This is a genomic window from Sphingomonas sp. SORGH_AS_0950, assembly GCF_030818415.1.
In the GTDB taxonomy this organism is placed as follows: Bacteria; Pseudomonadota; Alphaproteobacteria; order Sphingomonadales; family Sphingomonadaceae; genus Sphingomonas.
Genome location: NZ_JAUTAE010000001.1, coordinates 708,372 through 724,064 on the forward strand (window position 1 = coordinate 708,372; position 15,693 = coordinate 724,064).

Genomic DNA, 15,693 nt, shown 5'->3' on the forward strand with positions numbered 1-15,693 from the left:
GTCAGACCCCGAACAGCCGATCGATCTGCTGGGCGAGCTCCGCAAGCGTATAGGGTTTGCGGAGCAACGCGAAGCCATGGCTCCCCTCGTCGGCAATGACCCGGCTATAGCCGCTGGTGAGCAGAATGCGCAGCTCTGGGTGGAGCCGGGCGATATCATGCGCGAAGTCGATGCCCGACTGACCCGGCATCATGACGTCGGAAAATACCAAGTCGAACCGCTCCGCCCCGGCCTTCAGTTCCTCCATAGCCGCCGCCGCATTGGTCGCGATGACCGTGCGATAGCCCAGCGTCTGTAGCGCCTCGACCGCGAACTGCCCGACCTCGACATTGTCCTCGACCACCAGCACGCAGCGCTCGGTCCCGTTCGCTGCGCGCGGATCGCCCTGCTGCCGATCGGCGGCGGGCAGGCCGTCGGTCCGGGGCAGGACCAGGGTGAAGGTCGCGCCCTGCCCCGGTGTGCTGGCGACATGCACATCGCCGCCGGACTGGCGCGCAAAGCCGAACACCTGGCTGAGACCCAGGCCGGTGCCCGCCCCCAGCCGCTTGGTGGTGAAGAAGGGCTCGAAGATCTGATCGAGCCGGTCGGCGGGAATGCCCTCGCCGGTATCGATGATCGCGATCCGGACCTGATCCGCTCCTTGCGGCTCCGCCTCCGACCAGACGCGGATGGTCAGCGTCCCTTGCCCCGCCATCGCGTCGCGGGCATTGACCGCCATATTGACGATCGCGGTGTCGAACTGGCTGCGGTCGACATGGGCATGGCACGGCCGATCCGGCAGATCGAAGACCAGCCGGATGCCCGGCCCCGACAGCGTGGCGATCATCTCGGACAGCGTCATGATGCTTGCCCCGACATCGACCACCTCGGGCGTCAGAGGTTGCCGCCGGGCAAAGGCCAGCAACTGTGCGGTCAGCTTGGCGGCGCGGTCGGCCGCATCCGCGATCGCCTCGATCTGGCGCTGGCGGCGCTCGGGCGGGAATCCGGGTCGGCGGATCAGGTCGATCGATCCGCGAATGACGGTCAGCAGATTGTTGAAGTCGTGCGCGACGCTGCCGGTCAGCTGGCCGATCGCCTCCAGCTTCTGCGCCTGACGCAGCTGTTCCTCGGTCTGGCGCAGCGCCTCCTCCGCCGCTTTCTGCTGGGTGATATGGCGGCCGACCGCGAAGACTTCGCGCGCGCTGGAGGCACCGACCCAAGCGATCCACTCATAATCGCCCTGGGCGTGGCGCATTCGAACCTCGATCCGCGAGACCTGGCGAGTCAGCGAATTGCTGAGGGCCTCTTGCGCCCCGGCCAGATCGTCGGGGTGAACCAACTCCATCACCGATCGCCCGACCAGCGCCTGTCCGCCATAGCCGAGCAGCTTGCCCCAGGCCGGGTTGGTCCGCTGGATCACGCCCTCGGCATTGAGCACGGCGAGCAGGTCGGGCGATACGTCCCACATGCGGTCGCGCTCGGCGGTCCGTTCGATGATCCGCTGTTCGAGCGTGACGTTGAGCCCGCGCAGTTCCTCCAGCGCCTGCGACAATTGCAACTGGCTGTCGCGCAGCGCCGCGTCGGCATGGACGCGCGCCGTCGTCTCGTTGGTGAAGATGAACAGCCCCGCGACATCACCCCGGCCGTCGAGAACGCGCGAATAGGAAAAGGACCAGAAGGTGTGCGCCTCGCCCCGGTCGGTATCCAGCTTCCAGGGCAGATCGACGAAACGCTGGGTCCGCCCCGCCAGCGCATCGTCGATGATCGGCCGCGCCTGCTCCAGCGCATCGGCCCATACCTCGTCGAAACGCGCGCCCATCGCCCAGGGCAGACGGGGGCCGAGCAGCGGAAAATAGGTTTCGTTGAAGAAGAAATGCAGTTCCGGCCCCCAGGCCAGGATCATCGATTCCGGTGAGTTGAGCACCAGGCTGAGCGCGACGCGCAACGTCTCCGGCCAATTCCGGGGCGGCCCCAGAGGATGGTCGGTCCAGTCGCGCGCGAGGATCAGGCGTGTCGCCTCGCCGCCCCCGTCGAGGAAGGCCAAGTCGGGATCGGGCTGGGCGGCGGTCATCGCCCCGCTGCTAGCAAGTCGGCCGCAGGTCCGCCACCATGCTCGCCTAAAGTTCCTCGCCCGCCAGCGTGGCCGCCGCCTGAATGACCGCCAAATGGGTCAGCCCCTGCGGCATGTTGCCCAGATAATGCCCCGTCTTGGGATCGATCATCTCGGCATAGAGCCCCGCCCCCCGGCTATCGAGCGCCTGTGTCGCGGCGTCGAACGCGGCCTGGGCCGCCTCCTGCTGGCCCAGGATCGCGCGCGCCTCGATCATCCAGAAGGTGCAGGCCAGGAAGCACGCCTCCTCCTTATCGACTCCCGAGTAGCGATAATGGAATGCCCCCGCTCCCAGTTCGCGGTCGAGCGCGTCCAGCGTCCGGGCCAGCCGGTCCTGCCCATCGAACCGGAAACGCACGGCAAGCGCCAGGCTGGCGTCGAGCGCGTCGCTGTCGGGGTGCATCAGATAGGCGCCGCGCGCTTCCGACCAGCAATGCTCGCCGATCCACGCCTCGATCCGGTCCCGTTCCCGCGCCCAGCGGTCGCGACAGGTGGTCGGAATCTGCCCCTCGTCGGCCAGTTCCACCGCGCGGGCGAGCGCCTGCCAGCAGCTGATCTTGGACATGGTGTAATGCCGTTCCTCCGGCAATTCCCAGATGCCTGCATCGGGCTGGCGCCAGCGATCCGCGCAGGCATCGGCCAGATGCGACAGCGTCTCCGCGCTTGAGGTGTCGAGGAAATTGCCGCACGCGACGAAGCGGCTCGCCGTCTCGAATATGTCGCCATAGATGCCATGCTGATGCTGGCCACCCGCCAGATTGCCGACACGCACCGGCCGGGAATGGCGATAGCCGCTCACCGCGATCTCGCGCTCGGCGGGCACGGGGCGTCCGTCGAGCGTGTAGCAGACCTGGGGCTGTCCCTCGCCCAGCCGCTTGAGCAGCCAGGTAAAGGCCGCCTTTGCCTCGGCATGCGCGCCTATCCGCAGGAACGCCTTGATCGTATAGCCCGCGTCGCGAACCCAGGCGTAGCGATAGTCGTAATTCTTCTGCCCGCCGATCCCCTCGGGCAAGGAGGTCGTCGCCGCCGCCGTGATCGCGCCGGTGGGCGAATAGAGCAGCAGCTTCAGGGCGAGCGCGCTGCGCAACACCCGGTCGCGCTGGGCCTCCGGCACTTTCAGTCCGGCGGTCCATTGCCGCCATTCGGCGTCGGACAAGTCGATCCGCGCATCGATCTGTTCAATATCCTGGCAGACCAGCGGCTCGTCCTCTCCGGCGATCAGCGCGATCCGGGCGCGATCGCCCGGTGCGACCGAGGTATGGCCCGTCACCAGCCCATCCTCCAGATGATCGATCACGACATGGCCGCAATGCCGGAATATGCCGAGCACCCGGTCGACGTGGAAGACATTATGCCCCCCGGCGGGCGCGAAATAGGGGCTGACCGTGTCCGCGCGTCGGCTGAAGCGCAGGGTGATGCCGAAGCGGACATGGCCGTCCAGCCCCTCCACCCGCCGCGCCAGCTCCGCCCAGGGCAATCGCCCCGCCGTGCCGCTGTTGATCGACTCGACCAGCTTGGCGCGGCCCGATGCGGTGGTGAAGATCGTCTCCAGCACATTGCTGTCGGGGCGATAGCGGCGCTCGACCGTGAACGGTTCGACCGGGGTGATCGCGAAGGTGCCGCCGCGTTCGGCGTCGAGCAGCCGGTCGAACAGCGGCGGGGAGTCCATGTTGGGCACGCACCACCAGTCGATCGCCCCGTCCGCGCCGCTCAGCGCCACGCTACGCCCGTCACCGAGCGCGGCATAATCTTCGAGGTGGAGAAAGCCGTGCTGGTCGCGAAGCGGGTCGGGGTGCTGATCGGGCAGTGTCACGATGGCGCAGGCTCCGCTGGCGGAAAGACAATCTAGGTTAGGAGCATGGAAACTCGCCAGAACCGTTAAATCTCCGTGGGACCTTCCCGTGATTTGCGCGTTGCAACATCCGACCTGTCTATTGGGAGCATCGCCATGAGCCTGGCATCGGCATTCGGATTCGGCACCAAGAAAGTGCGCTACGCAGTCGTCGGCGCGGGCGACATCACCCAATCGGCGATGCTGCCCGGCATCCGCCATACCGGCAATTCCGAACTGACCGCGATCGTCACCGGCGATGCGGAAAAGGGGCGCCTGCTCGCCGAGAAATACGGTGTCGAGCATGTCTATTCCTATGACGAGTTCGGCAAGCTGCTGACCGCCAATGTCTGCGATGCCATCTATCTGGGCACGCCCAATTGGCGCCATGCCGAATTCGCCATTCCAGCGCTGGAGGCGGGCATCCATGTCCTGTGCGAAAAGCCGCTGGAAATCTCGGTCGAACAGGGCCGCGCCATTCAGGACGCCGAGCGCCGCTCCTCGGCCAAGCTGATGACCGCCTATCGCCTGCATTTCGAGCCGGGCACACTCGACGCGATCGAGAAGATTCGCAACGGCGAACTGGGCGAACTGGTCGCCTTCACCTCCTGCTTCGGGCAGAAGCTGGACCCCGACAACCACCGCGCCAAACATGGTCTGGAGGCCGGGCCGCTGCTCGACATGGCGCCTTATCCGATCAACGCCATCCGCTATCTGTTCGGGGCCGAGCCGGTCGCGGTCGAAAGCGCGGTCGCCACGCGCCAGCCGAGCGCGGGTCTGGGCGATCTGGACGATACCTTCGCCGTTGTGCTGCGGATGCCGGGCGACAAGCTCGCCAGCTTCACCGTCAGCTATGCGATGAACGATGTCGACAGCCTGATCGTCGCGGGCATGAAGGGCTCGATCCATATGAGCCCGGCCTATGGCTTCCAGTCGGCCATCGAGCAGAATGTGACGATCGGCGACAAGAAGAGCCATGAAGCCTTCAAGCACACCGATCATTTCGGCGGCGAGATGCGCTATTTCTCCGACTGCATCCTGAACGATCGCGATCCGGAGCCGGATGCGGAGGAAGGCCTGTCCGACCTGCGCGTGATCGAGGGGATCAAGCAGGCGCTGAAGACCGGCGGCCGGGTGGAACTGCCGCCCTTCACCCGTACCCGGCGGATCGATCCCGCCAGCCAGCGCCAGACCCTGTCCGCCGTCGATCGCCCGGCGCCGGTCAAGGTCAAGTCGCCCACCGGCGCCAGTTGATCATTATCTATTCGCTTCTTGGGGAGCGGAATGACAGGATCAATCGTTACGCTGCCGATGACAATTGATGTCACTTCAGGGAGTCGATGGTGGACAACAGGGACGAACAGCTTCGCGAACGGGCCTATGGCATTTGGCAAGCCGAAGGTGAGCCGCATGGGCGCGACCGCGAGCATTGGGAAATGGCAGAACGCGAACTGGCCGGTGCCGAGCCCGTCCAGACCAAGGACGAGCCCCAGGCTGCGGAACCCGCTCCCCAGCCCAAGGCCGCCGTCACGCGTCGGAAAAGCAGCAAGCTGACCTCCCCGGCCGAAACCGAAGCCGCGGCTCCCGCCCCCAAGCCCAAGGCGCGCAAGCCGCGCGCCGCCAAGACCGAATAACGCCGCCCGCCTGGCGGGTGGTTCAAGAGCGACGGGCCGGATGCGGCCCCTCGTTTCCCCCTTCTTGCGTTGACCCCACGGATAGTCGTTCGACTTTTGCCGGAGACCCTCTTTGACCGCTTTGCCCGACCAGATGCTTGCCGGTTCGCCCCATCCGCTGGGTGCCACGTTCGATGGCGAAGGTGTCAACTTCGCCGTCTTCTCCGCCAATGCCGACCGGATCGAACTCTGCATCTTCGACCCCCAGGGCAAGCGCGAGTTGCGCCGCTATACGCTGCCCGAATGCACGGACGAGGTGTGGCACGGCTATCTGTCCGATGTCGGGCCCGGCCTCCTCTATGGCTATCGCGCGTATGGCCCCTATGAGCCGGAGGCGGGGCATCGTTTCAACCCCAACAAGCTGTTGCTCGATCCCTATGCGCGCAAGCTGCATGGCGAGATCAAATGGACCGATGCGCTGCACGGCTATCAGATCCGTTCCAAGAAGGAGGATCTGAGCTTCGACAAGCGCGACAGCGCCGCCGCCATGCCCAAGGCGGTGGTGGTGGACGATCATTTCGACTGGTCGCGCGATGTAAAGCCCAACACGCCCTGGTCCGAAACCGTTATCTACGAAGCGCACGTCAAGGGGCTGACCAAGCTGATGGAACTGGTGCCGCCGCGCGAGCGGGGCACCTATGCCGGGCTCGGCCATCCGGCGGTCATCAAGCATCTGAAGCGGATCGGCGTCACCGCGATCGAACTGCTGCCGATCCACAGCTTCACCCAGGACCGTTTCCTTCAGGAAAAGGGACTGCGCAACTATTGGGGCTATAATACGCTGGGCTTCTTCGCGCCCGAACAGGCCTATTTCGCGACCGATACGCAGGACGAGCTTCGCCGTGCGGTGCACCGGCTGCACAAGGCGGGGATCGAGGTGATCCTGGACGTCGTCTACAACCATACCTGCGAAGGGTCGGAAAAGGGCCCGACCCTGTCGTGGCGCGGTCTCGACAATGCCAGCTATTACCGGCTGGTCCAGGATCAGCCCCGCTATACGATCAACGACACCGGAACCGGCAATACGCTGAACCTGTCCAAGGCGCGGGTGATCCAGATGGTCGCGGACTCGCTGCGCTACTGGGCGACCAGCTTCGGCGTGGACGGCTTTCGCTTCGACCTCGGCCTGACGCTGGGGCGCGAGGTGGACGGTTTCGATCCGGGCTCGGCCTTTTTCGACGTGCTGCGGCAGGACCCGGTGCTGGGGCGGCTCAAGCTGCTGACCGAGCCCTGGGATGTCGGACCCGGCGGCTATCAGCTCGGCAATTTCCCGCCCGGCTTTTCCGAATGGAACGACAAGTACCGCGACACCGTGCGCAAATATTGGCGGGGCGACCCCGGCCAGCGCGGCGAACTGGCCGCGCGACTGGCCGGATCGGGGGACCTGTTCGACCGGCGGGCGCGGCGTCCCTGGGCCAGCCTCAACATGCTGGCGGCGCATGACGGCTTCACCCTGGCCGATACCGTCATGTACGAAGAGCGGCATAACGAGGCCAATAAGGAGGACAATCGCGACGGCCATTCCGAGAATTACTCGCGCAACTGGGGCGCGGAGGGGCCGACCGACGATCCGAGGATCAACGCGGCGCGCGGCCGGGTGATGCGGTCGATGATGACGACGCTCCTCACCTCGCTCGGCACGCCGATGATCGTGGCGGGGGACGAGTTCGGCCGGACGCAGCACGGCAACAACAACGCCTACTGCCAGGATAACGAGATCAGCTGGCTCGACTGGAAGGCGGCGGCGTCGGAGGATGGCGAGACGATGATCGCCTTCACCGCACGGCTGGCCGAGTTGCGCCGCCGCTTCTCGGTGCTGCGTGCACCCCAGTTCCTCTATGGCCAGGATACGCCGGGGCACGGGATCAACGATATCGAATGGTGGGACGAGCGCGGCAACCAGCTGTCGCCCGAGGACTGGCAGAACCCGGAAGGCCGCGCGCTGATGATGCGTCGGGCCTCGGCGACCGAGGATGGCGAGGTCGAGGCGGTGTCGCTGCTCCTCAACGCGTCGGCCGATCCGATCACCTTCACCCTGCCCCCGCCCCATGCCGACCGCACCGTCCTGATCGACAGCGCCAAGCCGGAGCAGGGCGAGGTCGCGATCGACGACAGCTATGAGGTCGAGCCGCAAAGTGCCGTACTGGTCACCTGGCGCAATGGGATCACGGCATGACGCATTGGGGCCCCGAACTGCGCGACGGCGCGGATACCCGCTTCCGTCTGTGGGCACCGGACCGGCCGTCGGTCACGCTGGAGATCGACGGCGGCGGCGAGGTCGCCATGGTGCGCGTCGCCGACGGCTGGTTCACCGGCGAGGCCCCTGCCCCGCCGGGCACCCGCTACCGGTTCAGGGTCGCCCCCGATCTTGCCGTTCCCGATCCCGCCTCGCGGCTCCAGTCGGGGGGCGTCCATGGCTGGAGCGTGGTCGTCGATCCGTCCTTCGCCTGGAGCGCGACCGAATGGCGCGGACGCCCCTGGGAAGAGACGGTGCTGCTGGAGGTGCATGCGGGCACGCTTGGCGGCTTTTCGGGGTGTTCGCGAACGGCTGGGCGCGATCGCCGCGTCGGGGATCACCGCGATCGAGTTGATGCCGGTCAACGCCTTTGGCGGCACCCGCAACTGGGGCTATGATGGCGTCCTGCCCTATGCGGTCGCCGAAGCCTATGGTTCGCCCGCCGAGCTGAAGACGCTGGTCGACACCGCGCATTCGCTGGGCCTCTCGGTCTTTCTCGACGTGGTCTACAACCATTTCGGGCCGGACGGGAATTATCTGGGCGCCTATGCCGGTGCCTTCTTCCATCAGGATATCGATACGCCCTGGGGTGGTGCAGTGGCGGTCGATGCCGATCCGGTCCATCGCTATTTCGTCGACAACGCCCTGATGTGGCTGCGCGACTATCGGATCGACGGGCTCCGTTTCGACGCGGTCCATGCGATCGAGAATGACGGCTTCCTCGACCGGATGGCCGCCGAAATCCGCGCCGCCCTGCCCGAGCGGCATGTCCATCTCGTGCTGGAAAACGAGAAGAACGATGCGGAGCGCCTGACGCCGGGCGGCTATGACGCGCAGTGGAACGACGATTTCCACAACGTCCTCCATGTCCTTCTAACGGGAGAGACGAGCGCCTATTATGGCGACTTCGCGGATCGTCCGGCCGAGCGGCTGGCACGCTGCCTGAAGGAAGGCTTCATCTATCAGGGCGAGGGTTCGCCCAACCATGACGGCAAGCCGCGTGGCAAGCCGTCGGGCGACCTGCCCAGCACCGCCTTCGTCGCGTTCCTCCAGAATCATGACCAGGTCGGCAACCGGGCGATGGGCGAGCGGCTGATCCGGCTGACCGACCGCGAACGGCTGCGCGCGGCGACCGCGCTGCTGCTGCTCGGGCCGCAGATCCCGCTATTGTTCATGGGCGAGGATGAGGGGAGCGAGAGTCCGTTCCTGTTCTTTACCGATTTCCATGACGAACTGGCCGATGCGGTGCGCGAGGGGCGCCGCCGGGAATTCGCCAAGTTCGACGCCTTTGCCGACGAGGCAGCACGCGCGCGCATTCCCGACCCCAATGCACGCTCGACCTTTGAGGTGTCGGTCCCCGAGCCGGGACCGAAGGCGGGCGAGTGGCGGGCGCTGTACCGCGAATTGCTGAGCCTGCGCCATGCGCATATCGTGCCGCGCCTGAAGGACACGGTCGGGCTGGCGGCGGAGGTCTGCGGTCCGGCAGCGGTCAAGGCCCGCTGGCGGATGGGGGACGGCGCGACGCTGACCATCGCGATCGATCTGGGCGAGGCGCCGTCGCCGATCGGTGACGAGGAGGCGGAACTGATCTTTCGCGAAGGCGACCGCTTCGCCGCATGGATCGCACGATGAGCGACCTTCACGCCCGCGCCGAAGACGCCGGTCTGTCGATCGCGTGGCAGGATGCCAAGGGCCGGGACCAGCAGGTCTCGGACGAGGCACTGGGCGCGATCCTCGACCGGCTGGATACCGCAGTCGGGGAAGAGACGTTCGTCTCCGCCGATCTGGGCGATGCCATCCTTCTGCCAGCGGGTTGGCGGGCGGGGAATGCACGGCTGATCGTGGAAGATGGCGAGACTTGCGCTGTCGTCCTGACCGGCCATGCCGACCGGGTGTCGCTTCCCGCGCCGACGTCATGGGGCTATCATCGACTGGAGCAGGACGACCGTTTCGTGACGGTCGCCGTCGCACCGCTTCGCTGCCCGGCACCGCCCGCCGGACGCCATTGGGGCAGCGCGGTCCAGATCCCGTCGCTTCGGGAAGGCGGCGGCGCCTATGGCGACTTTGCGAGCCTCGCCGGGGCGGCGGGCGCCCTGGCCCGCGCGGGGGCTTCCGCCCTGGCGATCAGCCCGGTCCACGCCCTGTTCCCCGCCGATGCCAGCCGTTTCAGCCCCTATGCACCGTCGAGCCGCCTGTTCCGCAACGTCTGGCTGGCGCCAGCGGGGGAGCCTGTGCCGGATCAGCCCGAGCTGATCGACTGGACCAGCGCCGCGCCGGACCGGATGCGCGACCTACGCGCGGTCTTTGATCAGCTGGCCGAGACAGATCGGCACGCCTTCGTGCTCTGGCGCGACCGGCAGGGCGAGGTGCTGGAGCATCAGGCCCTGTTCGACGCGCTGCAAGGCTATTTCCACGCCCGCACCGGCGCGCAAGGGTGGCGCGACTGGCCCGCGGATTATCGTGATTTCGCCGGTCCGGCGGTGCAGGCCTTCGCCGACGAGCACCGGGATGCGATCGCCTTCCATGCCTTTGCCCAATGGCATGCCGACCGCGCGCTGCATGACGCCGCCATGGCCGCGCGGGATGGCGGGATGGGTATCGGGCTGATCGCCGATCTCGCCATCGGCGTGGCCGGGGACGGCGCGGACGCCTGGAGCCGCCCCGACGAGCTGCTCACCGGCCTGTCCATCGGTGCGCCGCCGGACCCGCTGGGCCCCGACGGACAGAATTGGGGGATCACAGCGCTCTCGCCCTTCGCGCTGCGCAGACAGGGGTTCGCGCCTTTCATCGCCACGCTGCGCGCCGTGTTCGCGCATGCCGGTGGCGTGCGGATCGACCATGCGCTCGGCCTGTGCCGCTTGTGGGTCATCCCCGAAGGCGCCGCCGCCGATCAGGGCGCCTATCTGGCGATGCCGTTCGAGGACATGCTGCGCATCCTGAAGATCGAGGCGCACCGCGCCAATCAGGGACGCGGCGCCATCGTCATCGGCGAGGATCTGGGCACCGTGCCGCCGGGATTCCGGGACAGGATGGCGGAGGCCGGGATGCTCGGCATGCGTGTCCTGCCGTTCGAGCGGAACGCGGACGGCGGCTTCATCCCGCCGGAGGAATGGGATGCCGAGGCCATTTCGATGACCGCGACGCATGACATCGCGACGGTCGCGGGATGGTGGCGCGGCCGCGATCTCGAATGGCGGGCGCGGATCGCGGGCAAGCCGGTGTCGGGCGAAGACGCCGCCAGCCGCGATAGCGAACGCGAGGCGCTATGGGCGGTGATCGGCGATGCCGCCGCCCTGCCCGACGACCCCGCCGCCGTCGTCGGTGCCGCGATCGCGGCGGTGGCCGCCACCCCCTGCCCGCTCGCGATCGTGCCGATCGAGGATCTGCTGGCGCTGGAGGAACAGCCCAACCTGCCCGGCACCACCGACGAGCACCCCAATTGGCGCCGCCGCCTGCCCGACAGGCTGGAGCCGCTGCTGGCGGACGCCGACGTCGCCAACCGCATCGCCACGCTCAACGCCCGCTGACCCGCTCGAACCAAAGGACGTCGCCATGACGCCGCGCGCCACCTATCGATTCCAGTTCCACAAGGACTTCCCCTTCGCCCGTGCGGAAGTGTTGCTGCCCTATCTCGATCGATTGGGGATCAGCCATGTCTATGCCTCGCCGATCACCACCGCCACGGCGGGGTCGATGCACGGTTATGACGTGATCGACCCGACGCGGATCAATCCCGAACTGGGGGGTGAGGATGGCTTCCGGTCACTGGCCCTGGCGGCGCGGGCGCGCGGCATGGGCGTCATCATCGATATAGTGCCCAACCATATGGGCGTGGCGGGCGGCAGTAACGAATGGTGGAACGACGTGCTGCGCGCGGGGCCCGACAGCCGCTATGCCCGGTTCTTCGACATCGACTGGTCGCGCAGGATCGTCCTGCCCATCCTGGGCGACCCGCTTTCCCACGTCCTGGCCGAAGGACAGATCACCGTCGAGCGGACCGACGGACGGGCGGAGGTCGTCGCCTATGGCGAACACCGCCTGCCGATCCGCGACGCCGATCAGGACGAGGCCGAAATCCTGCCGATCGCCGAACTGCTCGACCGCCAGCATTACCGGCTGGCCTCGTGGCGCGTGTCCAATGACGAACTCAACTGGCGGCGCTTCTTCACGATCAACGAACTGGCCGGGCTTCGCGTCGAGGACGATGCCGTCTTCGAGGAGACCCATGCGCTCTATTTCCGCCTTTATGCCGAGGGGCTGATCGACGGCGTGCGGATCGACCATATCGACGGGCTGACCGACCCGATCGGCTATGGCCGGAAACTGCGCGCGCGATTCGGTGCCATCCCCCGCGACGACGGCAACCGCGCCTATATCGTGGTCGAGAAGATCCTGGGCGCCGACGAGGCGATGGGGCGCGACTGGGGTGTCGACGGCACCAGCGGCTATGATTTCATGGAAGAGGTTGCCGCCCTTCTCCATGCCCCGGAAGGCACGCGACCGCTCGCCGAACTCTGGGCGCAGCTAAGCGGACGATCGGCCGATTTCGCGCCCGAGGAATTGCAGGCGCGGCAGGATCTGCTCGCCTGGCAGTTCGCAGGACAGCTGGACGGATGCGTGGCGGCCTTCGCCGCGCTGACGGCATCCGACCCGGCGCTGGAGGGGGCGATCACGACCGCGATGCTCCGCCGCGCGATCGAGCGCCTGCTCTGGGTCTTCCCGGTCTATCGCACCTATGGCCCGGACGCGCCCGCGACGGATGCCGAGGTGCGCGGGCAGGCCCGGTCACGGGTCGAGCGTTTCATCCCGCCGGGCGAAACCTTCGTGGTCGACCATATCCTCGCCTGGCTGGCGGGTGAAGGTGACGCAGACCGCGCCCTGCTGGCCGAGGCGGTGCGCCGTTTCCAGCAATTGTCCGCACCGATCGCCGCCAAGGCGGTCGAGGATACCGCCTTTTATCGGCATGGCGTCCTGCTCTCGCGCAATGATGTGGGGTTCGACGCGGCGCGGATGAGCCTGCCGATCGCGGCCTTTCACGACCGAATGTCGGGAAGGGCCAAGACATTCCCGCATGCCATGCTGACCACTGCCACCCATGACCATAAACGCGGCGAGGATGTGCGCGCCCGCCTTGCGGTGTTGAGCGCGGTCCCGGACGAATGGCGCATCGCGGTCGAAGGGTGGCGGCAGGACACGCTGGCCCTGTCCGAAGGGGTCGATCCAGCGGACTGGTACATGCTCATCCAGACGCTGGTCGGTGCCTGGCCCCGGCCGGAGGATCTGGGCGATTTCACGGAGCGGGTGACGGCGTGGCAGGAAAAGGCCCTGCGAGAGGCCAAGCTGCGCTCGTCCTGGGAAGCCCCGGACGAGGATTATGAGGGGCGCTGCAACGCTCTGGCCGAAGCCCTGATCGACGGCGCGGAGGGTGCGTCGTTTCGAGCGCGGCTGCACGACCTGCTGCGGCGGATCGCACCGGCGGCCTCGGCCAATTCGCTGGTGCAACTGGCGCTGCGCTATACGGTGCCGGGGATACCCGATTGCTATCAGGGTACGGAGTTCGCCGACCTCAGCCTGGTCGACCCTGACAATCGTCGTCCGGTCGACTATCCCGCCCGCGAACAGGCGCTGGCGGAAGGCGGCAATGCGAAGCTGGACCTGCTCGCCGGGTTGCTTGGCGCGCGCCGTCGAGCCCCCGCACTGTTTGCCGAGGGCGATTACCGGCCGCTTCCCGTCAAGGGGCATGGCCGCGACCGGGTGATCGCGTTCGAGCGGCGGCACGGCGATGCGGTGCTGACCTGCGTCATGGGGCTTCGCCTGGCCCCGCTGATGGATGCGCAGGGCCAGGTCGACTGGCGGGATACCGCCGTGGTGCTGGCGGAGGGCCCCCGCCTGGTGGCCGATTTGCTGGCGGACGGGCCGGTCTGGTATGACGTCCGGCCCGGCACCGACAAAGGATAGGCATGGCCGTCACCGATATCGCGACACGGACATGGGACCATGGCTGGCGGCTGGACCCCATCGTCCGCAGCCTGCTCGACACCGATTTCTACAAGCTGCTGATGCTGCAAATGATCCGGAACCTCTATCCGGATACGCAGGCGACCTTCGCGCTCCACAACCGGACGCGATCGGTTCGCCTGGCGGACGTCATCGACGAGGGGGAGTTGCGCGCGCAGCTCGACCATGCCCGGACGTTGCGCTTCACGAAGAAGGAATTGATCTGGCTGGCCGGCAACAGCTTTTACGGCCAGACCCGGATGTTCGCGCCGGATTTCCTGGCGTGGCTGGCCGATTTCCAGCTTCCCGATTACGATCTGAGCCGCCGCGACGGACAGTTCGAGCTGCGCTTTCACGGTCCCTGGTGCGCGACGACGATGTGGGAAATCCCCGCGCTCGCCATCGTCAACGAACTGCGGGCCCGTGCGGCGCTGCATGCCAAGGGCCGCTTCGCACTCGACATCCTCTATGCCCGCGCCAAGGCCAAGCTCTGGGGCAAGGTGGAGCGGTTGCGGGCGCTTCCCGATCTGGCCATTTCCGATTTCGGTACGCGGCGACGCCATGGTTTCCTGTGGCAGCGCTGGTGCGTGGAGGCGCTGAAGGAAGGGCTTGGCGACCGGCTGATCGGCACCTCGAACGTGCTGCTGGCGATGGACAATGATCTGGAGGCGATCGGCACCAACGCGCATGAGCTGCCCATGGCGGTCGCGGCGATGGCGCGGACCGATGACGAGCTGCGCCAGGCCCCCTACCGCGTCCTTCAGGAATGGCGGCAGCATTATCACGGCAACCTCCTGATCGTCCTGCCCGACGCGTTCGGCACCGCCGCCTTCCTGCGCGATGCACCCGATTGGGTCGCCGACTGGACCGGCTTCCGACCCGACAGCGCGCCGCCGATCGAAGCGGGCGAGGCGATCCTAGACTGGTGGCGCCAGCATGGCCGCGATCCGCGCGACAAGCTGCTGATCTTTTCGGATGGCATGGACGTCGACACGATCGAGCGGACCTATCGGCATTTCAACGGCCGCGTTCGGATGAGCTTTGGCTGGGGCACCAACCTGACCAACGACTTCCGCGATTGCGATCCCGACGGGCTGCCGGGGCTGGAGCCGATCTCGCTGGTCGCAAAGGTCATCGAGGTGAATGGCCGCCCCGCCGTCAAGCTTTCCGACAATCCGGCCAAGGCCAATGGCGATCCCGCGGAGATCGCGCGCTATCTGGCCGTCTTCGGCAATGACGGGCGAAAGGCCCGCACCACTGAGGTATGATGATGCTGCCGCCCGACTTTTACGGGCAGGAGGTTGATGTCGTCGCGCGCGCGCTGCTCGGCGTGACCCTACTGGTGGACGGCGTCGGCGGCCCGATCGTGGAGACCGAGGCCTATGATGCCGCCGATCCGGCCTCGCACAGCTTCGCCGGCCGGACCGCACGCAATGCGGCGATGTTCGGAGCGGTCGGCCATGCCTATGTCTATCGCATCTACGGGCTGCATCATTGCCTCAACATCGTCTGCGGCACGCCCGGCAGCGCCGTCCTCATTCGTGCCATCGAGCCGGTCCATGGCCTGGAGGTCATGCACCGGCGGCGCGGCGGGCGGGTCACCATCAGGCAGCTTTGCGCCGGCCCCGGGCGGCTGTGCGCGGCTCTGGGTGTCGACCAGGGCCTGGACGGGGCCTTTCTTGACGAGTCCCCCTTCAATCTGCTCCCGACCGCCACCGATGTCGCGATCGTCAGCGGAGCGCGCATCGGCATTACCCGCGCTGCGGAACGCCCCCGCCGGTTCGGCATCGCCGAATCTCCATGGCTGAGCCGCCCATTTCCGCAAGGTCCTGACGCGGTGCAGCATCGATCGGGCAAGTAATGCCAT

The 15,693-nt window shown here is 67.0% G+C and carries 11 protein-coding genes; 9 read left to right on the forward strand and 2 right to left on the reverse strand.

The genetic code is table 11. The annotated features are described in order from the left end of the window. Window position 1 precedes the first annotated feature (1 nt). Window positions 2–2,050, reverse strand: a complete 2,049-nt coding sequence (locus tag QE385_RS02890; RefSeq protein WP_307098888.1) for an ATP-binding protein — start codon at window positions 2,048–2,050, stop codon at window positions 2–4. A gap of 46 nt (window positions 2,051–2,096) precedes the next feature. Further along, window positions 2,097–3,902 (reverse strand): glycoside hydrolase family 15 protein, encoded by a 1,806-nt coding sequence (locus tag QE385_RS02895; RefSeq protein WP_307098890.1) that lies wholly within the window; start codon window positions 3,900–3,902, stop codon window positions 2,097–2,099. Window positions 3,903–4,037: 135 nt separating this feature from the next. Here QE385_RS02895 and QE385_RS02900 point away from each other — a divergent pair, with 135 nt between their 5' ends. The 9 genes from QE385_RS02900 to QE385_RS02940 all read left to right on the forward strand — a co-directional run bounded on the left by QE385_RS02900 (window position 4,038) and on the right by QE385_RS02940 (window position 15,687). After that, window positions 4,038–5,174: a Gfo/Idh/MocA family protein gene (locus QE385_RS02900; protein ID WP_307098892.1), complete on the forward strand. Its 1,137-nt coding sequence runs from the start codon at window positions 4,038–4,040 to the stop codon at window positions 5,172–5,174. Between the two features lie 89 nt (window positions 5,175–5,263). Further along, window positions 5,264–5,554, forward strand: a complete 291-nt coding sequence (locus QE385_RS02905) for a DUF2934 domain-containing protein (RefSeq protein ID WP_307098894.1) — start codon at window positions 5,264–5,266, stop codon at window positions 5,552–5,554. A 133-nt stretch (window positions 5,555–5,687) separates the two neighbouring features. Further along, window positions 5,688–7,769, forward strand: coding sequence for a glycogen debranching protein GlgX (gene glgX / locus QE385_RS02910; protein WP_373424707.1), 2,082 nt, complete (start codon window positions 5,688–5,690; stop codon window positions 7,767–7,769). Beyond that, window positions 7,766–8,227 carry a hypothetical protein gene (locus QE385_RS02915; protein ID WP_307098897.1) on the forward strand — a complete coding sequence of 154 codons (462 nt, stop codon included), beginning with the start codon at window positions 7,766–7,768 and terminating at the stop codon, window positions 8,225–8,227. The genes glgX and QE385_RS02915 overlap by 4 nt, the downstream gene beginning before the upstream one ends. Further along, window positions 8,112–9,461, forward strand: a complete 1,350-nt coding sequence (locus tag QE385_RS02920; RefSeq protein ID WP_307098899.1) for an alpha-amylase family glycosyl hydrolase — start codon at window positions 8,112–8,114, stop codon at window positions 9,459–9,461. Before QE385_RS02915 ends, QE385_RS02920 begins: the two co-directional genes overlap by 116 nt. Continuing rightward, window positions 9,458–11,356 (forward strand): 4-alpha-glucanotransferase, encoded by a 1,899-nt coding sequence (gene malQ / locus QE385_RS02925; RefSeq protein WP_307098901.1) that lies wholly within the window; start codon window positions 9,458–9,460, stop codon window positions 11,354–11,356. Before QE385_RS02920 ends, malQ begins: the two co-directional genes overlap by 4 nt. A 25-nt stretch (window positions 11,357–11,381) precedes the next feature. Then, the gene (gene treY / locus QE385_RS02930) at window positions 11,382–13,787 is read left to right on the forward strand and encodes a malto-oligosyltrehalose synthase (protein ID WP_307098903.1); all 2,406 of its coding nucleotides are present in this window, start codon (window positions 11,382–11,384) and stop codon (window positions 13,785–13,787) included. 2 nt (window positions 13,788–13,789) lie between these two features. Continuing rightward, window positions 13,790–15,094, forward strand: a complete 1,305-nt coding sequence (gene pncB / locus QE385_RS02935; protein WP_307098905.1) for a nicotinate phosphoribosyltransferase — start codon at window positions 13,790–13,792, stop codon at window positions 15,092–15,094. Further along, window positions 15,094–15,687 carry a DNA-3-methyladenine glycosylase gene (locus tag QE385_RS02940; protein ID WP_307098907.1) on the forward strand — a complete coding sequence of 198 codons (594 nt, stop codon included), beginning with the start codon at window positions 15,094–15,096 and terminating at the stop codon, window positions 15,685–15,687. Before pncB ends, QE385_RS02940 begins: the two co-directional genes overlap by 1 nt. The last annotated feature ends 6 nt before the right edge of the window (window positions 15,688–15,693 follow it).

Bases quoted from the DNA above. Each gene is read 5' to 3' on its own strand.
- QE385_RS02940 (WP_307098907.1), top strand. From the start codon at position 15,094: ATGATGCTGCCGCCCGACTTTTACGGGCAGGAGGTTGATGTCGTCGCG.
- treY (WP_307098903.1), top strand. From the start codon at position 11,382: ATGACGCCGCGCGCCACCTATCGATTCCAGTTCCACAAGGACTTCCCC.
- QE385_RS02915 (WP_307098897.1), top strand. From the start codon at position 7,766: ATGACGCATTGGGGCCCCGAACTGCGCGACGGCGCGGATACCCGCTTC.
- QE385_RS02890 (WP_307098888.1), bottom strand. From the start codon at position 2,050: ATGACCGCCGCCCAGCCCGATCCCGACTTGGCCTTCCTCGACGGGGGC.
- malQ (WP_307098901.1), top strand. From the start codon at position 9,458: ATGAGCGACCTTCACGCCCGCGCCGAAGACGCCGGTCTGTCGATCGCG.
- glgX (WP_373424707.1), top strand. From the start codon at position 5,688: ATGCTTGCCGGTTCGCCCCATCCGCTGGGTGCCACGTTCGATGGCGAA.
- pncB (WP_307098905.1), top strand. From the start codon at position 13,790: ATGGCCGTCACCGATATCGCGACACGGACATGGGACCATGGCTGGCGG.
- QE385_RS02900 (WP_307098892.1), top strand. From the start codon at position 4,038: ATGAGCCTGGCATCGGCATTCGGATTCGGCACCAAGAAAGTGCGCTAC.